The 20,488-nt window shown below is 73.0% G+C and carries 22 protein-coding genes; 13 read left to right on the top strand and 9 right to left on the bottom strand.

Annotated elements, in window-relative coordinates:
- Positions 1-42 precede the first annotated feature (42 nt).
- Both PVK37_RS03395 and PVK37_RS31650 read left to right on the top strand, forming a co-directional pair.
- The gene (locus PVK37_RS03395; protein ID WP_275032229.1) at positions 43-636 is read left to right on the top strand and encodes a type III secretion system chaperone family protein; all 594 of its coding nucleotides are present in this window, start codon (positions 43-45) and stop codon (positions 634-636) included.
- A gap of 241 nt (positions 637-877) precedes the next feature.
- Positions 878-1,720, top strand: coding sequence for a hypothetical protein (locus PVK37_RS31650; protein ID WP_480212897.1), 843 nt, complete (start codon positions 878-880; stop codon positions 1,718-1,720).
- Between the two features lie 485 nt (positions 1,721-2,205).
- Here PVK37_RS31650 and PVK37_RS03385 read toward each other — a convergent pair whose 3' ends face one another.
- A complete protein-coding gene (locus tag PVK37_RS03385; RefSeq protein WP_275032227.1) occupies positions 2,206-3,516 on the bottom strand; it encodes an MDR family MFS transporter in 1,311 nt (436 codons plus the stop codon).
- A 149-nt stretch (positions 3,517-3,665) separates the two neighbouring features.
- Here PVK37_RS03385 and PVK37_RS03380 point away from each other — a divergent pair, with 149 nt between their 5' ends.
- Entirely contained in the window at positions 3,666-4,433 is a 768-nt protein-coding gene (locus PVK37_RS03380; RefSeq protein WP_275032226.1) for a phosphoglyceromutase, read from the top strand.
- Between the two features lie 120 nt (positions 4,434-4,553).
- Here PVK37_RS03380 and phoU read toward each other — a convergent pair whose 3' ends face one another.
- Positions 4,554-5,195, bottom strand: a complete 642-nt coding sequence (gene phoU / locus PVK37_RS03375; RefSeq protein WP_275032225.1) for a phosphate signaling complex protein PhoU — start codon at positions 5,193-5,195, stop codon at positions 4,554-4,556.
- 199 nt (positions 5,196-5,394) lie between these two features.
- On the opposite strand from phoU, the gene PVK37_RS03370 reads away from it, so the two are divergent.
- Entirely contained in the window at positions 5,395-6,729 is a 1,335-nt protein-coding gene (locus PVK37_RS03370) for a sensor histidine kinase (RefSeq protein ID WP_423790995.1), read from the top strand.
- A gap of 21 nt (positions 6,730-6,750) precedes the next feature.
- Positions 6,751-7,434 carry a response regulator transcription factor gene (locus tag PVK37_RS03365; RefSeq protein ID WP_275032224.1) on the top strand — a complete coding sequence of 228 codons (684 nt, stop codon included), beginning with the start codon at positions 6,751-6,753 and terminating at the stop codon, positions 7,432-7,434.
- Between the two features lie 59 nt (positions 7,435-7,493).
- On the opposite strand, the gene PVK37_RS03360 is transcribed toward PVK37_RS03365, so the two are convergent.
- Positions 7,494-8,162: a response regulator gene (locus PVK37_RS03360; RefSeq protein ID WP_275032223.1), complete on the bottom strand. Its 669-nt coding sequence runs from the start codon at positions 8,160-8,162 to the stop codon at positions 7,494-7,496.
- Positions 8,159-9,838 (bottom strand): sensor histidine kinase, encoded by a 1,680-nt coding sequence (locus PVK37_RS03355; protein ID WP_275032222.1) that lies wholly within the window; start codon positions 9,836-9,838, stop codon positions 8,159-8,161. Before PVK37_RS03355 ends, PVK37_RS03360 begins: the two co-directional genes overlap by 4 nt.
- A 99-nt stretch (positions 9,839-9,937) precedes the next feature.
- Between PVK37_RS03355 and PVK37_RS03350 the strand changes: the two genes are divergently transcribed.
- The 6 genes from PVK37_RS03350 to rraA are packed head-to-tail and all read left to right on the top strand — an operon-like array spanning position 9,938 to position 15,267.
- Positions 9,938-10,942 carry a Bug family tripartite tricarboxylate transporter substrate binding protein gene (locus tag PVK37_RS03350; protein WP_275032221.1) on the top strand — a complete coding sequence of 335 codons (1,005 nt, stop codon included), beginning with the start codon at positions 9,938-9,940 and terminating at the stop codon, positions 10,940-10,942.
- Between the two features lie 5 nt (positions 10,943-10,947).
- Positions 10,948-11,598 (top strand): tripartite tricarboxylate transporter TctB family protein, encoded by a 651-nt coding sequence (locus PVK37_RS03345; protein WP_275032219.1) that lies wholly within the window; start codon positions 10,948-10,950, stop codon positions 11,596-11,598.
- Positions 11,598-13,103, top strand: coding sequence for a tripartite tricarboxylate transporter permease (locus PVK37_RS03340; RefSeq protein WP_275032218.1), 1,506 nt, complete (start codon positions 11,598-11,600; stop codon positions 13,101-13,103). The genes PVK37_RS03345 and PVK37_RS03340 overlap by 1 nt, the downstream gene beginning before the upstream one ends.
- Positions 13,100-13,492 (top strand): universal stress protein, encoded by a 393-nt coding sequence (locus tag PVK37_RS03335; RefSeq protein ID WP_275032216.1) that lies wholly within the window; start codon positions 13,100-13,102, stop codon positions 13,490-13,492. Before PVK37_RS03340 ends, PVK37_RS03335 begins: the two co-directional genes overlap by 4 nt.
- Positions 13,493-14,740, top strand: coding sequence for an MFS transporter (locus PVK37_RS03330; RefSeq protein WP_275032215.1), 1,248 nt, complete (start codon positions 13,493-13,495; stop codon positions 14,738-14,740). It begins immediately after the preceding gene.
- 17 nt (positions 14,741-14,757) lie between these two features.
- Entirely contained in the window at positions 14,758-15,267 is a 510-nt protein-coding gene (gene rraA, locus PVK37_RS03325) for a ribonuclease E activity regulator RraA (RefSeq protein WP_275032213.1), read from the top strand.
- Positions 15,268-15,289: 22 nt separating this feature from the next.
- Here the strand turns inward: rraA and PVK37_RS03320 are convergent, their stop codons facing one another.
- The 3 genes from PVK37_RS03320 to PVK37_RS03310 are packed head-to-tail and all read right to left on the bottom strand — an operon-like array spanning position 15,290 to position 16,732.
- Entirely contained in the window at positions 15,290-15,676 is a 387-nt protein-coding gene (locus PVK37_RS03320) for a type II toxin-antitoxin system death-on-curing family toxin (RefSeq protein ID WP_275032212.1), read from the bottom strand.
- Positions 15,676-15,876, bottom strand: a complete 201-nt coding sequence (locus tag PVK37_RS03315; protein ID WP_275032211.1) for a ribbon-helix-helix domain-containing protein — start codon at positions 15,874-15,876, stop codon at positions 15,676-15,678. The genes PVK37_RS03320 and PVK37_RS03315 overlap by 1 nt, the downstream gene beginning before the upstream one ends.
- A 46-nt stretch (positions 15,877-15,922) precedes the next feature.
- Positions 15,923-16,732, bottom strand: a complete 810-nt coding sequence (locus tag PVK37_RS03310; RefSeq protein WP_275032210.1) for a DUF3109 family protein — start codon at positions 16,730-16,732, stop codon at positions 15,923-15,925.
- A gap of 73 nt (positions 16,733-16,805) precedes the next feature.
- On the opposite strand from PVK37_RS03310, the gene PVK37_RS03305 reads away from it, so the two are divergent.
- Together PVK37_RS03305 and PVK37_RS03300 are read left to right on the top strand one after the other, a co-directional pair.
- A complete protein-coding gene (locus PVK37_RS03305; protein ID WP_275032209.1) occupies positions 16,806-17,750 on the top strand; it encodes a Ppx/GppA phosphatase family protein in 945 nt (314 codons plus the stop codon).
- 97 nt (positions 17,751-17,847) lie between these two features.
- Positions 17,848-18,654, top strand: coding sequence for a sugar phosphate isomerase/epimerase family protein (locus PVK37_RS03300; RefSeq protein ID WP_275032208.1), 807 nt, complete (start codon positions 17,848-17,850; stop codon positions 18,652-18,654).
- 78 nt (positions 18,655-18,732) lie between these two features.
- Here PVK37_RS03300 and PVK37_RS03295 read toward each other — a convergent pair whose 3' ends face one another.
- Both PVK37_RS03295 and PVK37_RS03290 read right to left on the bottom strand, forming a co-directional pair.
- Complete coding sequence (locus PVK37_RS03295; RefSeq protein ID WP_275032207.1) at positions 18,733-19,296, bottom strand: CGNR zinc finger domain-containing protein; 564 nt, start codon at positions 19,294-19,296, stop codon at positions 18,733-18,735.
- Positions 19,297-19,314: 18 nt separating this feature from the next.
- Positions 19,315-20,487 carry a glutathionylspermidine synthase family protein gene (locus PVK37_RS03290; protein WP_275032206.1) on the bottom strand — a complete coding sequence of 391 codons (1,173 nt, stop codon included), beginning with the start codon at positions 20,485-20,487 and terminating at the stop codon, positions 19,315-19,317.
- Between the last annotated feature and the right edge of the window lies 1 nt (position 20,488).

The following is a 20,488-nucleotide window of genomic DNA, read 5'->3' as shown; positions in this document are numbered from 1 at the left end:
GGCGTCCGGCGGGTGGGCCGGGCCGGTCGTACAGTGGGGCCGATGAGCGCCACACGCGATGTTGCCGCCCTGATCGAGGCGTACTGCGCCGAACGGGAGCTGGAGACCGAACCGACCGGGCCGACGTCGTACGCGGTCACCCTGCCCGGCACCCACAAGCTGAAGACGATCTGCAACCTGATCGTCGGCGAGCACGCGCTGCGGGTCGAGGCGTTCGTCATGCGCCAACCGGACGAGCGGCGCGAGGAACTCTGGGCCTGGCTGCTGCAACGCAACGCCCGGATGTACGGGGTGGCGTTCTCCATCGACGCCGTCGGTGACGTGTACCTCACCGGGCGGGTCAACCTGGCCGGGCTCGACGCCGACGAACTGGACCGGCTCCTCGGGGCGGTGCTGACCTACGCCGACGAGTCCTTCGACACCATGCTGGAGATCGGCTTCGGCACCGCGATCCGGCGGGAGTGGGAGTGGCGGGTCAAGCGGGGCGAGTCGACCGCCAACCTCGCCGCGTTCGCCCACCTCTTCGCGCCGTCCGCGGCGGCGGCCACGCCGACCGCCGGTGACGCTGCCCGGGTGGCTGACGCTTCCCCGGCGGCTGACGCTTCCCGGGCGGCTGACGGTTCGGAGCCGGCCTGACGGGTATGCCGCACCGCGCGGTGCGGCCATCCGACCCACCGCGGGCCGAGGACGGACTGTCGAGGAGCGTGAGTGGCCCATGGCGCAGCGGAACAGCTCTGGTCGCGGCGGGACCGCGACCGCGACGAGGCGACAGGCGGGAAGCCGGTCCCGGACGGCAGGCACCGCGGACATCGCCCAGCTCCGGGTGGACGAGATCCGCAAGCGGTTGCGGGCGTACGGGGTGACCGGCATCTCCGGGTTGCGTAAGCCGGAACTCGTACAGGCGCTGGTCCGGGCCGAGCGCCGGGGCGGTGGTGCCGCCAGACGTAGCACCGGGCCGGGCGGACGGGCCACGCCGAGCGGGCGGAGCGCCACCAGCCGTACCCGGCAAGCCGGGGCGTCCCGGACGAAGCCGGCGGCTTCCGCCCGCGCGAAGCCGGCGACGCCGTCCCGGGCCCGGCAGGCAGCGGCGTCCGGGGCGAAGTCGGCCGGTCCGGGGGCGAAGGCGGGCGCGATCAGGGCCCGCGCCACCTCCTCCACCCGGTCCACGGCGGCCCGCGCCACGTCAGGCCGGTCCACGGCGGCCCGGTCCACGGCGGCCCGGTCCACGGCGGCCCGGTCAACGTCAGGCCGGTCCACGGCGGCCCGCGCGACCTCGGCCAGGTCCACGTCAGGCGGGTCCACATCAGCCCGGTCCACGTCGGCCCGTGCCACGTCCGGTCGGGCGGTGTCCGGTCGGTCCGGCCCGACGTCGGGCCGGTCGGTGCGGTCGTCGCAGCAGATCGTGTCGCTGGCCGACCAGCCCGAGCGGCCCGGCCGCAGCCTGGTCACCACCAACCACGAGGTGATCCAGCGCTGGGCGCGGGCCCGCAAGGCGAAGCCGGCGACCATCGCCGGGACCGAGCGGGACGGCCGGGCCGGGGTACTGACCTTCGACTTCCCGGGGTACCGGCAGAGTCGACGGCTGCGCCCGATCACCTGGAACGAGTGGTTCAAGACGTTCGACGAGCGCCGCCTGAACCTGATCTACCAGGAGCAGCTGCGCAACGGCCGGCCCAGCAACTTCTTCCGTACCGAGTCCCCCGATCGGGAAGACGCCTGACTCGTTTGCCGGGACGCGGAGCGGGTATGCCGCTGTTGTCAACGGTGGAGTCAGGTAACCGGCTGTGACCGGTGAGACAGCCCGAAACAGTTGTCTTGGGAAACTGACCGAACTAGCTTTATTGCCCTACGCCACGCTTGGAAACGTTCGGGGGAGCGGCGGATCGATCAGGTCCGCGCACCAGGTGTGACGTGGGGGACGGGTGGCGAACGCCGTTGGGGGACGGCGCCCACCTGTTGAACCGGCGGCGCGAGCGGGCGACGCTTACGGGGGTGAGTGTCGCCCGCCGCCGCCGGGTGCACGACGCGGGCGTCCATGCCGACGGGGGTCGGGATGGACGCCTTCGCCGTCTCCGGGCCACCCGCAGTGCCGTGGGCAGGGCCGGCGGCCGGAGCCAGCCGTCTCGGGGCGGCGTGGAGAGGCGGCGGAGTGCTGCCCCGGTCAGCCATCCCCGGCAGACCTCGGCTTTCCCGGCGTCGGGGTGCTCAGCGGGTGGGGGCGGGGGTCGCTGCCTTCGCCACCTGCGGTACGGGTGGGACGGGGACGGTGGCCGGCTCCGGCGCTGCGACGGCCGGCCGACGCAGGCTGGCCGCCCGACGTTCCCGGGCCGGCCCGGAGAGCAGGTGGAAGAGCGCCGTCACGCCACCGATCGCGGCGCAGCCCAGCCAGAGCGTGACGTTGCCCGCCTCCTGCCGGACCAGGCCACCGAGGATCGGCGCGCTGGCCCCGGCCACCTGCCAGGAGAGCGAGAAGACGCCCTGGTAGCGGCCGCGTAGCTCGGCCGGGGAGAGTTCGGCGATCAGGGTGGAGTTCGACGGGGAGTTCAGCATCTCGCCGAGGGTCCAGATCAGCACGGTGAGCCCGTAGAACCAGGCCGCCTCGGCGAACGCGGTCAGCCCGAAACCGACCCCCATGACCACCGCGGCGAGGGCCAGCACGTGCGAACGGCTCCGCCCCCGGATCAGGCGGGGCACGAAGAGCTGCCCGGCCACGATCAGCACGCCGTTGAGCGCGATCACCGACCCGTAGGTGGCGGTGGAGAGGCCGTCCTCGCCCATCGCGATCGGCAGCATCGAGATGTGCTGGAGGAAGACCAGCGCGCTGAGCAGGTTGAGGGCCACGAAACCGAGGTAGATCCGGTCGGTGAGGATGGTGCGCAACGCGCCCCGCCGGGCGGTGTGGACCGCGCCGGTGGTCGCCGCGCCGACCACCCGGGTCTCCCGGACCTTCACGAAGATGATCACGGCGGTGGTCAGGGTGGTGACCGCGTCGACCACGAAGAGCAGCAGGTAGCCGACCTCGGCGGCGAGCCCGGCCAGGATGGCGGCGCAGGCGAAGCCGAGGTTGATCGCCCAGTAGTTCAGCGAGAAGGCGCGGAGCCGGTCCTTCTCCGGCACCACGTCGATCATCATCGCGCCGAAGGCCGGCCGGGCCGCCTCGGCGAACAGCCCGAGCAGCAGCGCGCCGGCGGCCAGCGTCCACAGGTCGCGGGCGAAGCCGAGGGCGAGCATCATGGCCGCCGCGCCGACGTGGGCGGTGAGCAGGGTCGGCCGTCGCCCCCAGCGGTCGGTGAGCGTACCGCCGACGGTGGTGCCGACCGCGCCGCCGACGCCCCAGAGGCCGAGCACCAGCCCGGCCTGGAGTTCGGAGAAGCCGCGTTCCCGGGTCAGGTAGATGGCGAGGAAGATCAGGACGAACGAACCGAGGCGGTTGATCAGGGTTCCGGTCCAGAGGTACCAGAAGGTGACCGGTAGGTCACCGGTGGTCTCCCGGAACCAGCCCCGTATCGTCCGCACCCCGCGCCCCGCTTCCGTAATGACCGACCGATGTGTAGCGCCTTACAACCTAGTCAGCGGCCGGTACCCAGGTCATCCGCTTTTCCACGTGGTGGTCGTCACCGCCACCCGCCGCGTGCCCGCGCCCCGGGTCGGGCAGGATGATCCCCATGACTGCGAGCGAAGGGCCCACCGTCGGGACGCTGGTCCTGCTGCGGCACGGCGAGAGCGACTGGAACGCCAAGAACCTCTTCACCGGCTGGGTCGACGTCGACCTGACCGCCAAGGGCGAGGGCGAGGCGCGGCGCGGCGGCGAGCTGCTCCGCGAGCACGGCCTGCTCCCGGACGTGGTGCACACCAGCCTGCTGCGCCGGGCGATCCGCACCGCCGAGCTGGCGCTGCACGCCGCCGACCGGCACTGGATCGCGGCGCGCCGGTCGTGGCGGCTCAACGAGCGCCACTACGGCGCCCTCCAGGGCAAGAACAAGAAGCAGACCCTCGACGAGTACGGCCAGGAGCAGTTCCAGCTCTGGCGGCGCTCGTACGACACCCCGCCGCCGCCGATCGCCGACGACGACGAGTGGTCGCAGGTCGGCGACCCCCGGTACGCGCTGCTGCCGACCGAGCTGATGCCGCGGACCGAGTGCCTCAAGGACGTCGTCGAGCGGATGCTGCCGTACTGGTACGACTCGATCGTGCCGGACGTCCTCGCCGGCCGGACCGTCCTGGTGGCCGCGCACGGCAACTCGCTGCGCGCCCTGGTCAAGCACCTGGACCAGATCAGCGACGAGGAGATCGCCCAGCTGAACATCCCGACCGGGATCCCGCTGCGCTACGACCTCGACCCGCACCTGCGTCCGCTCACCCTGGGCGGCACCTACCTCGACCCGGCCGCCGCGAAGGAGGCCGCCGCCGCGGTCGCCAACCAGGGCCGCTGAGTACGCGCGTTCCGCCGGGGCACCGGGTGGCCGATCGTCCGGCTACCGGGTGCCCCGGCGTACGTCCGGGCGAGGGCTGTCCGGCCCGGACCGCCCCGGCGGGCGCGTACGTCCGCCGGCTCAGACGGTCTCGCCGGTGATCAGGTAGACCACGTGCTCGCCGGCGTTGACCGCGTGGTCGGCGAAGCGCTCGTAGAAGCGGCCCAGCAGGGTCGCGTCGATCGCCGTCTCGACCCCGTACGGCCAGGCGTCGTCGAGCAGCACCCCGAACAGGCTGCGGTGCAGGTCGTCCATGGCGTCGTCGTCGGAGTCCAGCTCGGCGGCGAGTTGCGCGTCCGGGGCGGCCAGCACGCCGGAGATCTTCCCGGCCATCCGGTCCGCGATACCGGCCATCTCGGTGAAGATCGGCCGCAGTTCGGCCGGTACGGCGGGGGAGGGGTGCCGGCGCAGCGCGGTCTTCGCCACGTGGTCGGCCAGGTCGCCCATCCGCTCCAGGTCGGCGGCGACGTGCAGGGCGGTGATCACCGCGCGCAGGTCGGAGGCGACCGGAGCCTGCCGGGCGAGCAGCTCGCAGACCCGCTCCTCGACGTCCCGGTAGCGTCCGTCGATCTCGGCGTCCCGGGCGATCACCGTCTCGGCCGCCCGGCGGTCGGCGGTGAGCAGGGCGCGGGTGGCCTGCCGCATCGCGTCCCGGATGGCGTCCGCCATCTCCACCAGCAACTGACTGACCGTCTGCAGGTCGGCCTGGAACTCGTCGCGCATCGTCACGTCTTTCGGTCGGTGGCCGCCCCTGGTCGGGGACGGTCGCGGGGGGTGTGGCGCCCACCGTAGGCGGGTCGGACGCGACCAGGGTGAACCTCGGTGAACACGGACCGGCCGGCCGGTGAACTTTCCCGGAAGTGAGTGTGATTCATCCCGTTCTGCGCGATCCCCAGATGAACAATGACCATACGATCGCCGGGTGAACTGGGCGGTGCCGGTCGGCGTACTGGTGGGGCTGGTGGCCGGCATGGCCGCCGGGCTGCTGCTGGCCCGTGCCGTCCGCCGGGTCCGCGGTCCGCGACGGGCCGTCCGGTCCGTCTGGAACATGGGGAGGCCCGCGATAGCCGACGACCAGCAGGGCGGGCTCTCCGGGCTCGGCCGTAAGACGATCGACTCCCTCCGGGCCGGCGTGGTCGTGCTCGGCCCCGACGACGTACCGGTGCTGGTCAACCCGGCGGCCCGCGCGATGGGGCTGCTCCGCACCGGTGCCACCCCCGGCTCGATGGCCGCCCACCCGTTGATCCGTACCCTCGCCGGGCAGGTGCGGCGGACCGGCGTGCGCCGCGAGATCGAACTGGACCTGCCGCGGGGCCGCGACAACGTCGGCCCGGACCCGCTCGGCGTGCACCTGCGCGCGATGGGCATCGGGGCCGGCTACGTGGCGGTCGAGGCCGCCGACGTGACCGAGTCGCACCGGCTGGCCCGGGTCCGCCGGGACTTCGTGGCGAACGTCAGCCACGAACTGAAGACCCCGATCGGCGCGCTGCAACTGCTCGCCGAGGCGCTGCTCGACGCCACCGAGCCGCCGACTGCCACCGGGCCGGCGGCGACCCCGGCCGCCACCGGTACGACCGTCGGCGGCGCCCCGGGCGGTGACCGCTCGGAGGACGTGCTGGCGGCGCGCCGGTTCGCGGAGCGGATCCAGCACGAGTCGACCCGGCTGGGCCGGCTGGTACAGGAACTGCTGGAACTGACCCGCCTCCAGGGCGCCGAACCGCAGCCGGCCCCGGAGCCGGTGGCGGTGGACTGGGTGATCGCCGAGATGATCGACCGGACCCGCACCACGGCCGCCGCCCGGCGGGTCGAGATCGCCGTCACCGGCGAGCGGGGCATCACCGTGTACGGCAACGACAACCAGATCGCCACGGCGGTGGCGAACCTGGTGGAGAACGCCATCATCTACTCCGGCGAGGACACCACCGTCACCGTCACCACCCGTAGCGACGACGAGTTCGTCCAGATCGCGGTCGCGGACCAGGGCATCGGCATCGCGCCGACCGACGTGGACCGGATCTTCGAGCGGTTCTACCGGGCTGACCAGGCCAGGTCGCGCTCCACCGGCGGCACCGGCCTCGGGTTGGCCATCGTGAAGCACATCGCGAGCAACCATGGCGGACGGGTCGAGGTGTCGAGCACTCTTGGTGGTGGGTCGACGTTCACCCTCCGGCTGCCCGCCCGTCCGCCGGACGACCTGGAAGCGACACTCCAGTCCGCTGGGATCGAGGCCGACCCGGCCGAGTTCCGGTCGGCCTGACCGCACCGAAAGGAAGACCCGTTGAGCCGCGTTCTGGTGGTCGAGGACGAGGAGTCCTTCTCCGACGCCCTGTCGTACATGCTCCGGAAGGAGGGCTTCGAGGTCTCCGTCGCCCCGACCGGTACCTCCGCCCTCACCGAATTCGACCGGACCGGCGCGGACATCGTCCTGCTCGACCTGATGCTGCCGGAGATGTCCGGTACCGAGGTGTGCCGGCAGCTCCGCCAGCGGTCGCACGTACCGATCATCATGGTCACCGCCCGGGACAGCGAGATCGACAAGGTGGTCGGCCTGGAGATCGGGGCGGACGACTACGTCACCAAGCCGTACTCGCCGCGTGAGCTGGTCGCCCGGATCCGGGCGGTGCTGCGCCGGCAGAGCGTCGAGGCCGTCGAGTCGGGCGGGCCGACGCTGGCCGCCGGCCCGGTCCGGATGGACATCGAACGGCACGTGGTGACCGTGGACGGCGCTCCGGTGCAGCTGCCGCTCAAGGAGTTCGAGCTGCTGGAGCTGCTGCTGCGCAACGCCGGCCGGGTGCTCACCCGGGGGCAGCTGATCGACCGGGTCTGGGGCGCGGACTACGTCGGTGACACCAAGACCCTGGACGTGCACGTCAAGCGGCTGCGCTCGAAGATCGAACCGGAGCCGTCCGCGCCCCGCTTCATCGTCACCGTGCGCGGCCTCGGCTACAAGTTCGAGCCGTAACCGACGCTCTCGGTGGGCCCGGACCGCTGGGGAACGTCAGCCGAAGGTCGGGTGAGCGGTCAGCCGACCCAGCCGTACCGCCGTTCCGGGCGACCGGCCGCGCCGTAGCGCAGCGTCACCTCGGCCCGTCCGGTGCCGGCGAAGTGCTCCAGGTAGCGGCGGGCGCTGACCCGGGAGATGCCGACCTGGCCGGCGCACTCGGCGGCCGAGAACGTGCCCGGATGCTCGCGGAGGGCACGTTCGACCAGTTCGGCGGTCTCGGCGCTGAGCCCCCGGGGCAGGGCCGACGCGAGGGTGCCGCTGCGGTGCAGCACCCGGTCGACGTCGGCCTGGTCGTTGACCAGCCCGGCCCGGGGCACGCCGCGCCGGGCCGCGTACTGCTCCAGCCGGGTCCGCAGCTCGTCGAAGCCGAACGGCTTGAGCAGGTAGTTGACCGCGCCGTAGCGGACCGCCCGGCGTACTGTCTCGGCCTCCCGGGCGGCGCTGATCACCAGTACGTCGCAGTCCTGTCGGGCCGCCCGTAGCCGGGTCACCACGTCCAGCCCGAACATGTCGGGCAGGTACAGGTCGAGCAGCACCAGGTCGGGCCGGAGCCGGTCGACCTCGGTGACCGCCTGCGCACCGCTGCTCGCGGTGCCGAGCACCTGGAAGCCCTCGGTCCGCGCCACGAAACCGCAGTGGATGCGGGCCACCATGAAGTCGTCGTCGACCACCAGTACGCCGATCATCGTGCCTCCTCCAGCAGCGGGCCGGCCGGCCCGGGTACCTGGTCCGGGGTGACCGGGGGTACCGACATCCGGGCGGTGAACATCGCGCCGTCCCCGGTGTTCGTCACCGCGATCTCGCCGTCCCGGCGGTGACAGACCAGCCGGGTGAGGGCCAGCCCGATGCCGCGTTCGCCACCCTGGGCGGCCTTGGTGGTGAAGCCGTGGGTGAAGACCTCCTGGGCCAGTTCGGGGGCGACGCCGGGCCCGGAGTCCCGGACCACGATCTCCACCGACGAGGCGTCCCGCCGCAGCTCGACCTCCACCCAGGCGGCGTCGTCCGCGCCGACCCCCGGCCCGGCGGTGCCCGCCGCCGCGTCCACCGCGTTGTCCACCAGGTTGCCGAGCACCGTGGCCACGTCCGCCGAGACGTCCGGGGGCAGCCGGTCCAGTCCGGTCCGGTCGGAGATCCGCAGCTCGACCCGGCGTTCCGCGGCCACCGCCGACTTCGCCATCAGCAGCGCGGCGACCGCGGTGTCCTGGATCCGGCCGGTGACGGTCACGTCCAGCGAGGCCCGGCGTCGGCTCAGCGCGTCGACGTACCGCACCACCTCGTCGTGCTCGCCGATCTGGATCAGCCCGGAGATGGTGTGCAACTGGTTGGCGAACTCGTGGGTCTGGGCCCGCAGCAGCTCGGTCGTACTGCGGAACGAGCCGATCTCCTGCTCCAGCCGGGCCAGCTCGGTCCGGTCCCGCAGGGTGGTCACCGACCCGAGCCGGTGGCCGTCCTTGTCCACCGTCATCCGGTTCATCACCAGCACCCGACCCCGCCGGACCACCACCTGGTCCCGGGCCTGCGGGCCGGCCCCGGCCAGGACGTCCCGGAGCCGGCCGGCGATGCCCAGCTCGGCCAGGCTCCGGCCGAGGCAGTGTTCGGGCAGGTCGAGCAGGCGGCGGCCGACCGCGTTGACCAGGGTGATCCGCTGCTGCGGGTCCAGCGCGACCACCCCTTCGGCGATGCCGTGCAGCAGCGCCTCCCGGTGCTCGGCCAGCCCGGCGATCTCCCGGGGTTCCAGGCCGAGGGTCTGCCGCTTGATCCGTCGGGCCAGCAACCAGGACCCGAGCACCCCCAGCAGACTGGCGATCCCCAGGTAGGTGAACAGGTACGAGGACGCCCCGACCAGCCGTTGCGACCAGGTCGGCGACGCCTCCCCGATGACCACCACGCCGAGCTGCCGGCCGAGGTTCTCCTCCCCGGCCCCCAGCACCGGCACCTGGGCGACCAGTTCGCGGCTGCCGTTGACCTCCAGCTCGCCCGACCAGCTCCGGCCCTCGGCCACCCGGGGGTCGCCGAGCAGCACCGGTTCGCCCACCAGGGTCGGGTTGGTGGAGCTGACCACCCGGCCCCGGTCGTCGGCCACGGTCACCGTGGTCACCCCGGACTGGGTCAGCGCGTTCTGCACCAGCGGGGCGATCGTCTCGCGGGGCGCCGGGCGGGTGAGCCGGTCCCGCAGCAGCGGGCTACCGGCGAGCTGCTCGCCGAGCGCGGCGACCCGACGTCCCTCGACCCGGTTGAAGGTGGCCGCGGACTGGGCCAGCGACACCGCGGCGACCGCCACCAGCACCACCACGATGATGGCGAGCTGGAGGAAGAGCAGCTGCCCGGCCAGGGAGCGGCGGCGAGACGTGATCGCGACCACAAAGACCTCAACTTCCGCTGGTGACACAACGCAGACGCAGGGTGGGTGCAGAAGCCATCATCTTGCCGCCGGACTCACTCGAAACGGAAGAGAAACAAGATGGCAACTAGGAGAAACGTGCTGGTCATGGGCGTCGCCGCCGCCACGGTGCTGGCCCTGGCTGCCTGCGGCGCGACCGCCGGACCGGACGACAGCGGCCCGGCCGGCGACGAGCCGGCCACCGGTCTGCGGATCATGGTGCCGAACAGCCCCGGCGGCGGGTACGACACCACCGCCCGGACCGCCGCGAAGGTGATGGAGGACGCGAAGATCGCCACCGGCGTGCAGGTGTTCAACCTGCCCGGGGCCGGCGGCACGGTCGGCCTCCAGCGGACCGTCAACGAAAAGGGCAACGGCAAGCTCGCCATGCAGATGGGGCTGGGCGTGGTCGGTGCCTCGTACACCGCCAAGTCGGCGGCGACGCTGACCCAGACCACCCCGCTGGCGAAGCTGATCGAGGAGGCCGGCGCGATCGTGGTGCCGAAGGACTCCCCGTACCGGACGATCGGTGACCTGGTCGCGGCCTGGAAGGCCGACCCGAAGGGCATCGCGGTCGGCGGCGGCTCCTCGCCCGGCGGCCCGGACCACCTGCTGCCCATGCAGCTCGCCAAGACCGTCGGCATCGACCCCCGGCAGGTCAACTACGTCTCCTACGACGGCGGCGGCGAACTGCTGCCGGCGGTGCTCGGCGGCAAGGTGGCCTTCGGGGCCAGCGGCTTCGGCGAGTTCCTCGACCAGGTCGAGGCCGGCCAGGTGCGGGTCCTCGCGGTCACCAGCGAGCAGCCCATCGAGGCGCTCAAGGAGGTGCCCACCTTGAAGTCCGCCGGCATCGACCTGGTCTTCACCAACTGGCGCGGCATGGTCGCCCCGCCCGGGATCAGCGACGCCGACCGGCAGGTCTGGATCGACGCCCTGACCCGGATGCACGAGTCCGCCGAGTGGAAGGCCGAGCTGGCCAAGCGCGGCTGGACCGACGCGTTCGTCACCGGGGACGCCTTCGCCACCTTCCTCACCGAGCAGGACCGGTCGGTGGCCGAACTGCTCAGCCAGCTCGGACTGGCGTGACCACGATGACCTCCCGACCCGACCCGGGGAGCGCCCCACCGGAACCGGCGGTCTCCCGGCCGGACCCGGTGACCGCCCCGCCCGACCCGGGGGCCGCCCCACCCGACCCCGGGACCGCTCCGGCGGACCCGGGCGGGGCCGCCGACCCACCCCGGGCCGCCGACCGCGGGCCGGTCCGGGACCGGGCCCAGTACGGGGTGTGCGCCTTCCTCGCCCTGATCGGGGTGCTGGTCGTGGTCGACGCCACCCGGATCGGGCACGCCATCAGCCCGGCCGACCCGGTCGGCCCGAAGCCGGTCCCGCTGCTGCTCGGCGTCCTGCTGCTGCTGGTCGCCGGAATATACGCCGTCGACGTGGCGCGCGGCGGGGCCGGTGAGCCGGAGGCCGGCGAGGACGTCGACCTGGGCAGCCCGATCGACTGGCGGACCGTGCTGCTGCTGATCGGCGCGTTCCTGGTGAACGCGGTACTGATCGAACCGCTCGGCTGGGTGATCAGCGGCACCCTGCTGTTCTGGGGCTCGGCCTTCGCCCTGGGCAACCGGCACCACGTCCGGAACCTGCTGATCGCCGTCGCGCTGGCCCTGGTCACCTTCTACACGTTCGCCATCGGGCTCGGCGTCAACCTCCCGGCCGGCGTGCTGCAAGGGATCCTGTGATGGACGACCTCGGTAACCTGCTCGACGGGTTCGCCAACGTGCTGACCCCGACGAACCTGCTCATCGCGCTGCTCGGCGTGACCATCGGCACCGCGGTCGGCGTGCTGCCCGGCATCGGCCCGGCGATGACCGTGGCGCTGCTGCTGCCGGTCACCTACGGGATGGAACCCACCCAGGCGTTCATCATGTTCGCCGGCATCTTCTACGGCGGCATGTACGGCGGCTCGACCACCTCGATCCTGCTGAACACGCCCGGCGAGTCCTCCTCCGTGATCACCGCGATCGAGGGCAATAAGATGGCCAGGGCGGGTCGGGCGGCGCAGGCGCTGGCCACCGCCGCGGTCGGCTCGTTCGTCGCCGGCACCATCGCCACCCTGCTGCTGGTGCTGGTCACCCCGCCGGTGGTGGCGTTCGCGATCAGTCTCGGCGCGCCGGACTACTTCGCGTTGATGCTGCTGTCGTTCGTGGCGGTGACCGCCGTACTCGGCGCGTCCCGGGTGCGTGGCCTCGCGTCACTGCTGCTCGGCCTGGTCATCGGCATCGTCGGGATCGACGCGGTGAGCGGCCAGCAGCGGCTCACCTTCGGACTCCCGCAGCTCGCCGACGGCATCGACGTGGTCGTGGTGGCGGTCGGCATCTTCGCCGTCGGCGAGGCGCTGTGGATCGCCGCGCACCTGCGGCGACGGGCCGCCGAGGTGATCCCGGTGGGCCGCCCGTGGATGGGCCGGCAGGACTGGAAACGCTCCTGGAAGCCCTGGCTGCGCGGCACCGCGTACGGCTTCCCGTTCGGGGCGCTGCCGGCCGGCGGGGCGGAGATCCCCACCTTCCTGTCGTACGCGACGGAGAAGAAGCTGTCGAAGCACCCGGAGGAGTTCGGCAGGGGCGCGATCGAGGGGGTGGCCGGTCCGGAGGCGGCCAACAACGCCTCGGCGGCCGGCACGCTGGTGCCCATGCTGGCGATCGGGCTGCCCACCAACGCCACCGCCGCGGTCATGCTGGCCGCCTTCCAGCAGTACGGCATCCAGCCCGGCCCGCTGCTGTTCGAGCGGGAGTCCACCCTGGTCTGGACGCTGATCGCCAGCCTCTTCGTGGGCAACCTGCTGCTGCTGGTGCTCAACCTGCCGCTCGCGCCGGCCTGGGCCCGGCTGCTGCGGATCCCCCGCCCCTACCTGTACGCCGGGATCCTGTTCTTCGCCTCGATGGGCGCGTACGCGGTCAACGCCTCGCCCTTCGACCTGTTCCTGCTGCTCACCCTGGGCCTGCTCGGTTTCGGGATGCGCCGGTTCGGGCTGCCGATCCTGCCGCTGATCGTCGGGGTGATCCTCGGTCCCCGGGCGGAACTCCAGGGCCGGCGGGCGTTGCAGCTCTCCGGCGGGGAGGTCACCGGGCTGCTCGGCGGCTGGGTGTCGTACCTGATCTACGCCGCCATCGTGGTGGTGCTGTGCTGGCCGTTGATCGGGCGGTTCGTGGTCCGCCCGGTCCGGGAGAGGATGGTGACCGGGTGACCGTGCTGGTGGGCTACGTGCCCTCGCCACTGGGCGCGGCGGTGCTGCGGGCCGCCGTCGAGCAGGCCCGGTTCCGGGACGAGCCGCTGCTGGTGGTGAACACCTCGCGCGGCGACGCGTACGTCGACCCCCGGTACGCCCAGGAGGACGACCTGGCCCGGGTCGGGGCGGAGCTGACCGCCACCGGGGTGCCGCACACCGTCCGGCAGTTGGTGCGGGGCCGGGACGCCGCCGAGGAGATCGTCGAGCTGGCCGGGGCCGGGGACGTGTCGCTGGTGGTGATCGGGGTGCGGCACCGTACCGCGGTCGGCAAGCTGATCATGGGTTCCACCGCGCAGGAGGTCCTGCTCCGGGTGGACTGCCCGGTGCTCGCGGTCAAGAGCGGCTGAGTGGGCGACCGCCGCGCCGGGCCGGGCGGCCCCGGGCTGCCGCCGCGCGCCGTGCCCGACGGTCCCGGCCGGCTGCCGCGCGGCCAGCTGGGGCTGCTGGTCGCGCACACCGTCGTGGTGCAGGCGGTCACTTTCATGCTGCGGCCGGCGGCCAGCTACCGGGCCCTGGAACTGGACGTCCCGGCCGCCTGGCTGGGGGCGCTCGGGGCCAGCTTCGCGGTGGTCCCGCTGCTGCTGGCCGTCCCCTCCGGGCAGGCGGTCGACCGGTTCGGCGAGCGGCGGGTGATGCTCACCGGATCGGCGCTGCTGGTCGCGTCCGGGGCCGGGTTCGTACTGGCCGGCGACACCGTGGCCGGCCTGGTGGCGGCCACCGTGCTGCTCGGCACCGGACACCTCTGCGCGGTGGTCGGGCAGCAGGCCCTGGTCGCCAACCGGGTCCCGGCGCACCGCTACGACGCGGCGTTCGGCTACTACACCTTCGCCGCCTCGCTCGGCCAGGCGGTCGGTCCGGGCCTGATCGTGGCCTTCGGCGGTGACCGCCCGATCCCCGACACCGGGGCGATCTTCGTCGGGGCCACCGTGCTGGCCCTGCCGCTGCTGGTCACGTCGGCGCTGCTACGTCCCTCGGGTCACCACCGGCGGGCGGCCGGCCCGGCCGCCGGCGGGGTCCGCGGCCTGCTCCGCCAACCCGGACTGGTCCGCGCCCTCACGGTCAGCTGCGTGGTGCTGGCCGCCGTCGACATCACCCTGTTCTACCTGCCCGCCCTCGGTGCCGAACGGGACATCGCGGCCGGCTCGATCGGTGTCCTGCTGGCGCTGCGCGCGGGCGCGTCGATGGCCTCGCGGCTGCTGCTCGGCCGGCTGGTGGCCGCCGTCGGGCGGCGTCGGCTGCTGATCGCCACCGTCGCGCTCTCCGCCGTCGGCCTCGGCCTGCTGCTGCCGCCGCTGCCGTTCTGGGCGATGGCCGTGGTGATCACCGTCGCCGGCCTGGGCCTGGGGGCCGGTCAGCCCCTCACCATGTCGTTCCTCGCCGAGTCGGCCCCGCCCGGCCTGCGCGGGCGGGCGATGTCCCTGCGGCTGACCGGCAACCGCCTCGGCCAGGTGCTGATCCCCAGCACCGCCGGGGTGCTCGCCGCCGGCACCGGGGCCGCCGGGGTGCTCGCCTGCACCGCGCTGGGCCTGGCCGGGGCCGCTGTCGCCGCCACCGGCCTGCCCGCCGCACCACCCGAACCCCCGGAACCCGAGTGAGAGAGAAAGGAAACACCATGTCCGCTGCTCCCCGCACCGCCGACCGCTACGACCGGTACGGCGACGCGCTCGGCTCCTGCGACACCCAGTTCCGGCAGTACGGCGGCCGGCCCGCCTTCCACGGCCCGGCGGTCACCGTACGCTGCTTCGAGGACAACGCCCTGCTGAAGTCGATCCTCGCCGAGCCGGGGGAGGGCCGGGTGCTGGTGGTCGACGGCGGCGGATCGGTGCACGCGGCACTGGTCGGTGACGTCATCGCCGGCCTGGCGGTGGCGAACGGCTGGGCCGGCGTGATCGTCAACGGGGCCGTCCGGGACGTCGCCGACCTGCGCGTACTCCCGATCGGCATCAAGGCGCTCGGCTCGAACCCGCGCAAGAGCACCAAGACCGGGGCCGGTGAACGGGACGTGCCGGTCTTCTTCGGCAACTGCGTCTTCCCGCCCGGCGTATGGGTGTGCGCCGACGAGGACGGGATCGTCGTCGGCCCGCCGGACACCGGTGCCGGGGACGTCTCCAGCCGGAGCTGACTGGCCGGGGTGGGGCAGGCGGTCAGAACACCTTGCGGAGCAGGTCCCCGATCTGATCCACCTCGGTGATCCGCCCCTCGGCCACCCCGATCACCAGGTCGTATGCCGCGTCCTGATCCGCGCCGGTGAGCTGACTCGGGGTGACCGCGCCGTTGCGGCGCAGGAAAGCCACCGCGACGATCCAGCCCATACGCTTGTTGCCGTCTAGGAACGGGTGGTTGCCCACCAGGGAATGGAGCAGGGCTGCCGACTTGGTCCAGGTGTCGGGGTAGGCGGCCTGGCCGAAAACGCTGGTCTGGGGTCGGGCCAGAGCGGACTCGATGAGCCCCGCGTCGCGGATCCGGAGGCCGAGCTTGTCGGCCAACCGGGCCACGTCCGCCAGCGTCGGGTAGTAGAGATCCCGGGACACTACTCGGCCAACCTGGCCAGCAGGGTGGCGTGCCGCTCGATGATCTCGTCCGTGAGGTTTTCGAACTGCTTGGCGTCTCGTCGGGCCAGGTAGTCGTCGATGGCGGTGACCACGACCGCGTGCATGGCGCGGCCCTCCTCCTCGGCCGCCAGCCGGAGCTGGGCCTCACGCTCGTCATCCAGTCGCAGGGTCATCGCCATGCCCCCGATGATATCAACCGTGCTACCAGAACCGGCTGGGCGTGGATCAGGCCGGGCTGGCCGGGTGCGGGGCGATCTGGCCCTGCCGGTACCGGGCCGCGCACAGCTCGGCCAGCCGGGCGTACGCGGCGGCGCCGATCAGCGCGGTCAGCTCCGGGGCGTACGACAGGTACATCGGCTCGCCGCCGACGTGCGCGTCCGGTGACGAGGTGCACCACCAGTCCAGGTCGTGCCCGCCCGACCCCCAGCCCCGCCGGTCGAACTCCGCCAGGGTCGACACCAGCACCTGGGTGTCGTCCGGCCGCTTGCGCCACTCCTGGTCCCGCCGGATCGGCAACTGCCAGCAGACGTCCGGCTTGTACTCCAGCGGGTGCACGCCGTCGCGCAGCGCCTGGGCGTGCAGCGCGCAGCCGCCCCCACCGGCGAAGTCGGCGTCGTTGAGGAAGACGCAGGGCCCGTCGGGCCCCTGGGTGGCGGTCCGCCGGGCCGGCTTCTCGCCGTCGATGGTGTCCACCTCGGTCCAGTTCTTGAAGCCGCGCCGGTGGTGCTGCCAGGTCTGCGGGGTGAGCCGCTTCGCGGCGGCCCGGACCCGCTTCTCGTCGTCGGCGTCGGTGAAGAACGCGCCGTGCGAACAGCAGCCGTCCGCGGCCCGACCGGCGACGATGCCGTGGCAGCCGCGCCTGAACACGCACGTCCACCGGGACAGCAGCCAGGTCAGGTCGGCGCGTACCACGTGCTGCTCGTCGGCCGGGTCGACGAACTCGATCCACTCCCGGGGGAAATCCAGCGCGACCTCCCGGCTGCGCGGGTCGGCCGGGTCGTCCACCAGCACTCGGATCTCCACCGGAACGCTCATTCGGCCAGGGTACGCCCAGCGGTGCCGCCCGGCCGGCGAGCCGGACGATCGTGCGGGACCTAGTGTCTTCCCCATGCGACTGGGAGTTCTCGACGTCGGTTCCAACACGGTGCACCTGCTGGTGGTGGACGCGCATCACGGCGCGCACCCGTGGCCGGCGCACTCCGAGAAGGCGGTGCTCCGGCTGGCCGAGCAGCTCGGCCCGGACGGCGCGCTGACCGACGCGGGTGCCGACGCCCTGGTGGCGGCGGTCGGGACGGCGCGGGAGGCGGCCACCCGGCTGGACACCGAGGACCTGCTCGCCTTCGCCACCTCCGCCGTCCGGGACGCCACCAACGCCGCCGAGGTGCTGGCCCGGGTCCGCGAGGAGACCGGCGTACGGCTGGAGGTGCTGGCCGGGGCGGACGAGGCGCGGCTGACCTTCCTCGCCGTCCGCCGGTGGTTCGGCTGGTCGGCCGGGCGGCTGCTGGCGCTGGACATCGGCGGCGGCTCGCTGGAGATCGCGGCCGGCATCGACGAGTACCCGGACGTGGCGGTGTCGCTGCCGCTCGGGGCCGGCCGGTTGACCCGCGACCGGCTCGCCGTCGACCCGACCAGCGCGGCCCCGCCGCCGGCCGAGGTCGTCGACGACCTGCGGGAGTACGTCGACGGGATGCTCGACCCGGTGGTCGAGCAGATGACCGGCGTCGGCTGGGAACGGCCGGTCGCCACCTCGAAGACGTTCCGCACGCTGGCCCGGCTGGCCGGTGCGGCCCCCTCCAGCGCCGGCCTGTGGGCCCCGCGCCGGTTGACCCGTACCGGGCTGCGTCAGGTGCTCAACTTCGTCCGGCACATCCCGCCGGCCCAGCTCGCCGGCCTGGAGGGGGTCAGCGTCGGCCGCTCGCACCAGCTTCTGGCCGGGGCGGTGGTGGCCGAGGCGGTGCTGCGCCGGCTCGACGTCGAGTCGCTGGACATCTGCCCGTGGGCGCTGCGGGAGGGGGTCATCCTGCGCCGGCTGGACCACCTCGGGCCGGTGTGATCCGGCGCGGACCCCGCTGTGATCCGGCGCGGAGGTTACGGGTGGTTTGCGGCTGCTCGTCACGATGCCGTCATCGACGCGGGTTACCCTGGGTCGTGTGACTTCCCGCGTTCCCGTCCTCCTCTCCAGTTCCTCGGTCTTCCCCGAGCCGACCGCGGCGGCCTTCCAACTGGCCGCGGCGCTCGGCTACGACGGCGTCGAGGTGATGGTCTGGACGGACGCCGTCAGCCAGGACGCCGGCGCGCTGCGTGGTCTCGCCGCGCACTACGGCGTGCCGGTGCTCAGCGTGCACGCGCCCTGTCTGCTGGTCACCCAGCGGGTGTGGAGCCCCGACCCGTGGCAGCGGCTGCGGAAGGCGGCCGAGCTGGCCGAGACCCTGGAGGCCCCGACCGTCGTCGTCCACCCGCCCTTCACCTGGCAGCGTGACTACGCCCGGAGCTTCGCCGACGGGATCGCCGAGATCGGCCGCCAGCACGGCGGGTTGAGCTTCGCGGTGGAGAACATGTACCCGGTACGGATGGCCGGCCGGCAGTTCGTCCCGTACGTGCCGGGCTGGGACCCGACCGAGACCGGGTACGACGCCTACACGCTCGACCTGTCGCACTGCGCCGCCTCGCACACCGACTCGCTGGCGATGGCCGACCGGATGGGGGACCGGCTGGCCCACGTCCACCTCGGCGACGGCACCGGCGAGGGACGCGACGAGCACCTGGTCCCCGGCCGGGGCACCCAGCCCTGCGGCGCGCTGCTCTCCTCGCTGGCCGGTCGGGGCTTCACCGGTTCGGTGGCGGTGGAGGTGGCGACCCGGGGCGCGAAGAGCCGCGCGGAGCGCGAGGCCGACCTGCGGGCCGCCCTGGAGTTCGCCCGACAGCACCTCACCGCGCCGTCCCCGATCGAGGCCTGAGCGCCCGTACCGTCCCCGGGGCCGCCGGCGGCCCCGGGGCTGCCGGGCTCAGCTCACCGGCCCGGGGCTCTGCCCGGCTCAGCTCACCGGGGCGAGCGGCTGCCCGGCGGTGACCGACTCGCTGGCGGCCCGCTTGCGGGCCCGGTGCGCGGCCACGTGCGACCGGGTGGCGCAGCGTTCCGAACAGAACCGCCGGCAACAGTTCGACGAAGTGTCCAGGTAGACGTTGCCGCAGCGTTCGTCCGCACACACCCCGAACCGGGCGCTGCCGTACTCGCAGAGCCAGACCGACAGCCCCCACACCGCGCCGGCCAGGTAGTCCACCGCGATCGAGGCGCCCCGGCTCGCCGGGTGCATGTGCCAGTCGCTGGAGTCGTGCCCGGAGATGTGCGGGTGCACCGGGTACGCCTCGAGCAGGGCGTTCAGCTCGGCCACCGCCTCGGCGTCCCGGCCGGAGGTGCCGTACCCGAAGACGTCCCGCAGCCGTTTCTGGGCCCGCCGGAAGATCGCCAGATCCCGTTCGGCCAGCTCGTCACGCGTCCTGCTGTGCTCGGCGGGAAGGAGGGCACGGAGGTCGTCGAGGTCGTCCAGACGGGCGTTGACGAGGTCAACGCCGTTCCGGGCGTACGCGTCGAAGTTCACACTTCAACGGTAGACGACTCAGGATGGGCGTGGCGCATCGATGTAGTGGGGCAGGAACCGGGCGTACCCGTCGGTGATCAGACTCCGGCTCTCCCGGAGCCCCACCCCGGCCGACTCGCCGGCCACGATCCAGCTCCCCAGCACCACCCGGTTGCCGGCGAACTCGGGCAGTGCCCGGAACTCCTGGTAGCAGAAGCCCTCGTCGCCGTAGATGCTCGGATTGCTGATCTCCGTACCGCCGGCCGTCACGATCCGGACCGAGCCGCCCTCCCGGCCCAGCAGCGGCTTCGCCACGTACTCGGACATCCCCCGGGGCGAGTCGAGGTACGCCGGCAGCAGCAGCTCGTGTCCCGGGTACAGCTCCCACAGCACGGCCAGCAGCGCCTTGTTCGACAGCAGCAGCTTCCAGGCCGGCTCGATCCAGGTGGTCGGGGTGCCCGGCTCCAGGGCGAGCCGCCCGTACGGTTCGGTGAGCATCCACTCCCACGGGTACAGCTTGAAGCAGGTGGTGATCGGCCGGTCCGCGCCGTCGACGAAACGCCGGCCGTCCCAGCCGACCTCCTGGATCGTGATCAGCTCCACCTTCAACCCGGCCTGGCGGGCGCACTCGGCGAGGTAACCGGCGGTCATCTGGTCCTCCGCGGTGACCTCCTCCTCCTTCGACCAGGCCACGTGCACGGTCGGCTCGTGCAGGCCCCGGCCGATCCGGTGCCAGGCGGCGATCAGCCGCTCGTGCAGGCTGTTCCACTGGTCCAGGTCGGGGTGGGTGTCCTCCAGCCAGAACCACTGCACGATGCCCGCCTCGACCAGCGAGGTCGGGGTGTCCGCGTTGTACTCGAGCAGTTTCGGCGGCCACGAGCCGTCGTAGCAGAGGTCGAACCGGCCGTACAGGGTGGGCGGCTGTTCGCGCAGCGACCGGGCCACCGCCTCGGCCGCCCACTCCGGGATGCCGAACTCGGCGTACCGGTTGCGGGCCACCACGTGCTCGGCGGCGGCGACCGACATCCGGTGCAGCTCCTCGGTGGCCTCCTCCAGCCGGAGCACCTCGTCCAGCTCGAAGGCGTACCCGGCGGTCTCGTCCCAGTACGACATGATGCCGCCGTCGGGCAGCTCGGTGTCGACGTAGATCAGCCCCTGCTCGCGGATGGTCTCGTTCCAGCCGGCGCGCGGGGTGTGCGGCTCGCGGCGCACG

The sequence above is a fragment of the Micromonospora cathayae genome (assembly GCF_028993575.1).
Taxonomy (GTDB): domain Bacteria; phylum Actinomycetota; class Actinomycetes; order Mycobacteriales; family Micromonosporaceae; genus Micromonospora; species Micromonospora cathayae.
The sequence above is the reverse complement of the archived record's forward strand: the minus strand, read 5'-3'. Positions and strand labels throughout refer to the sequence as shown.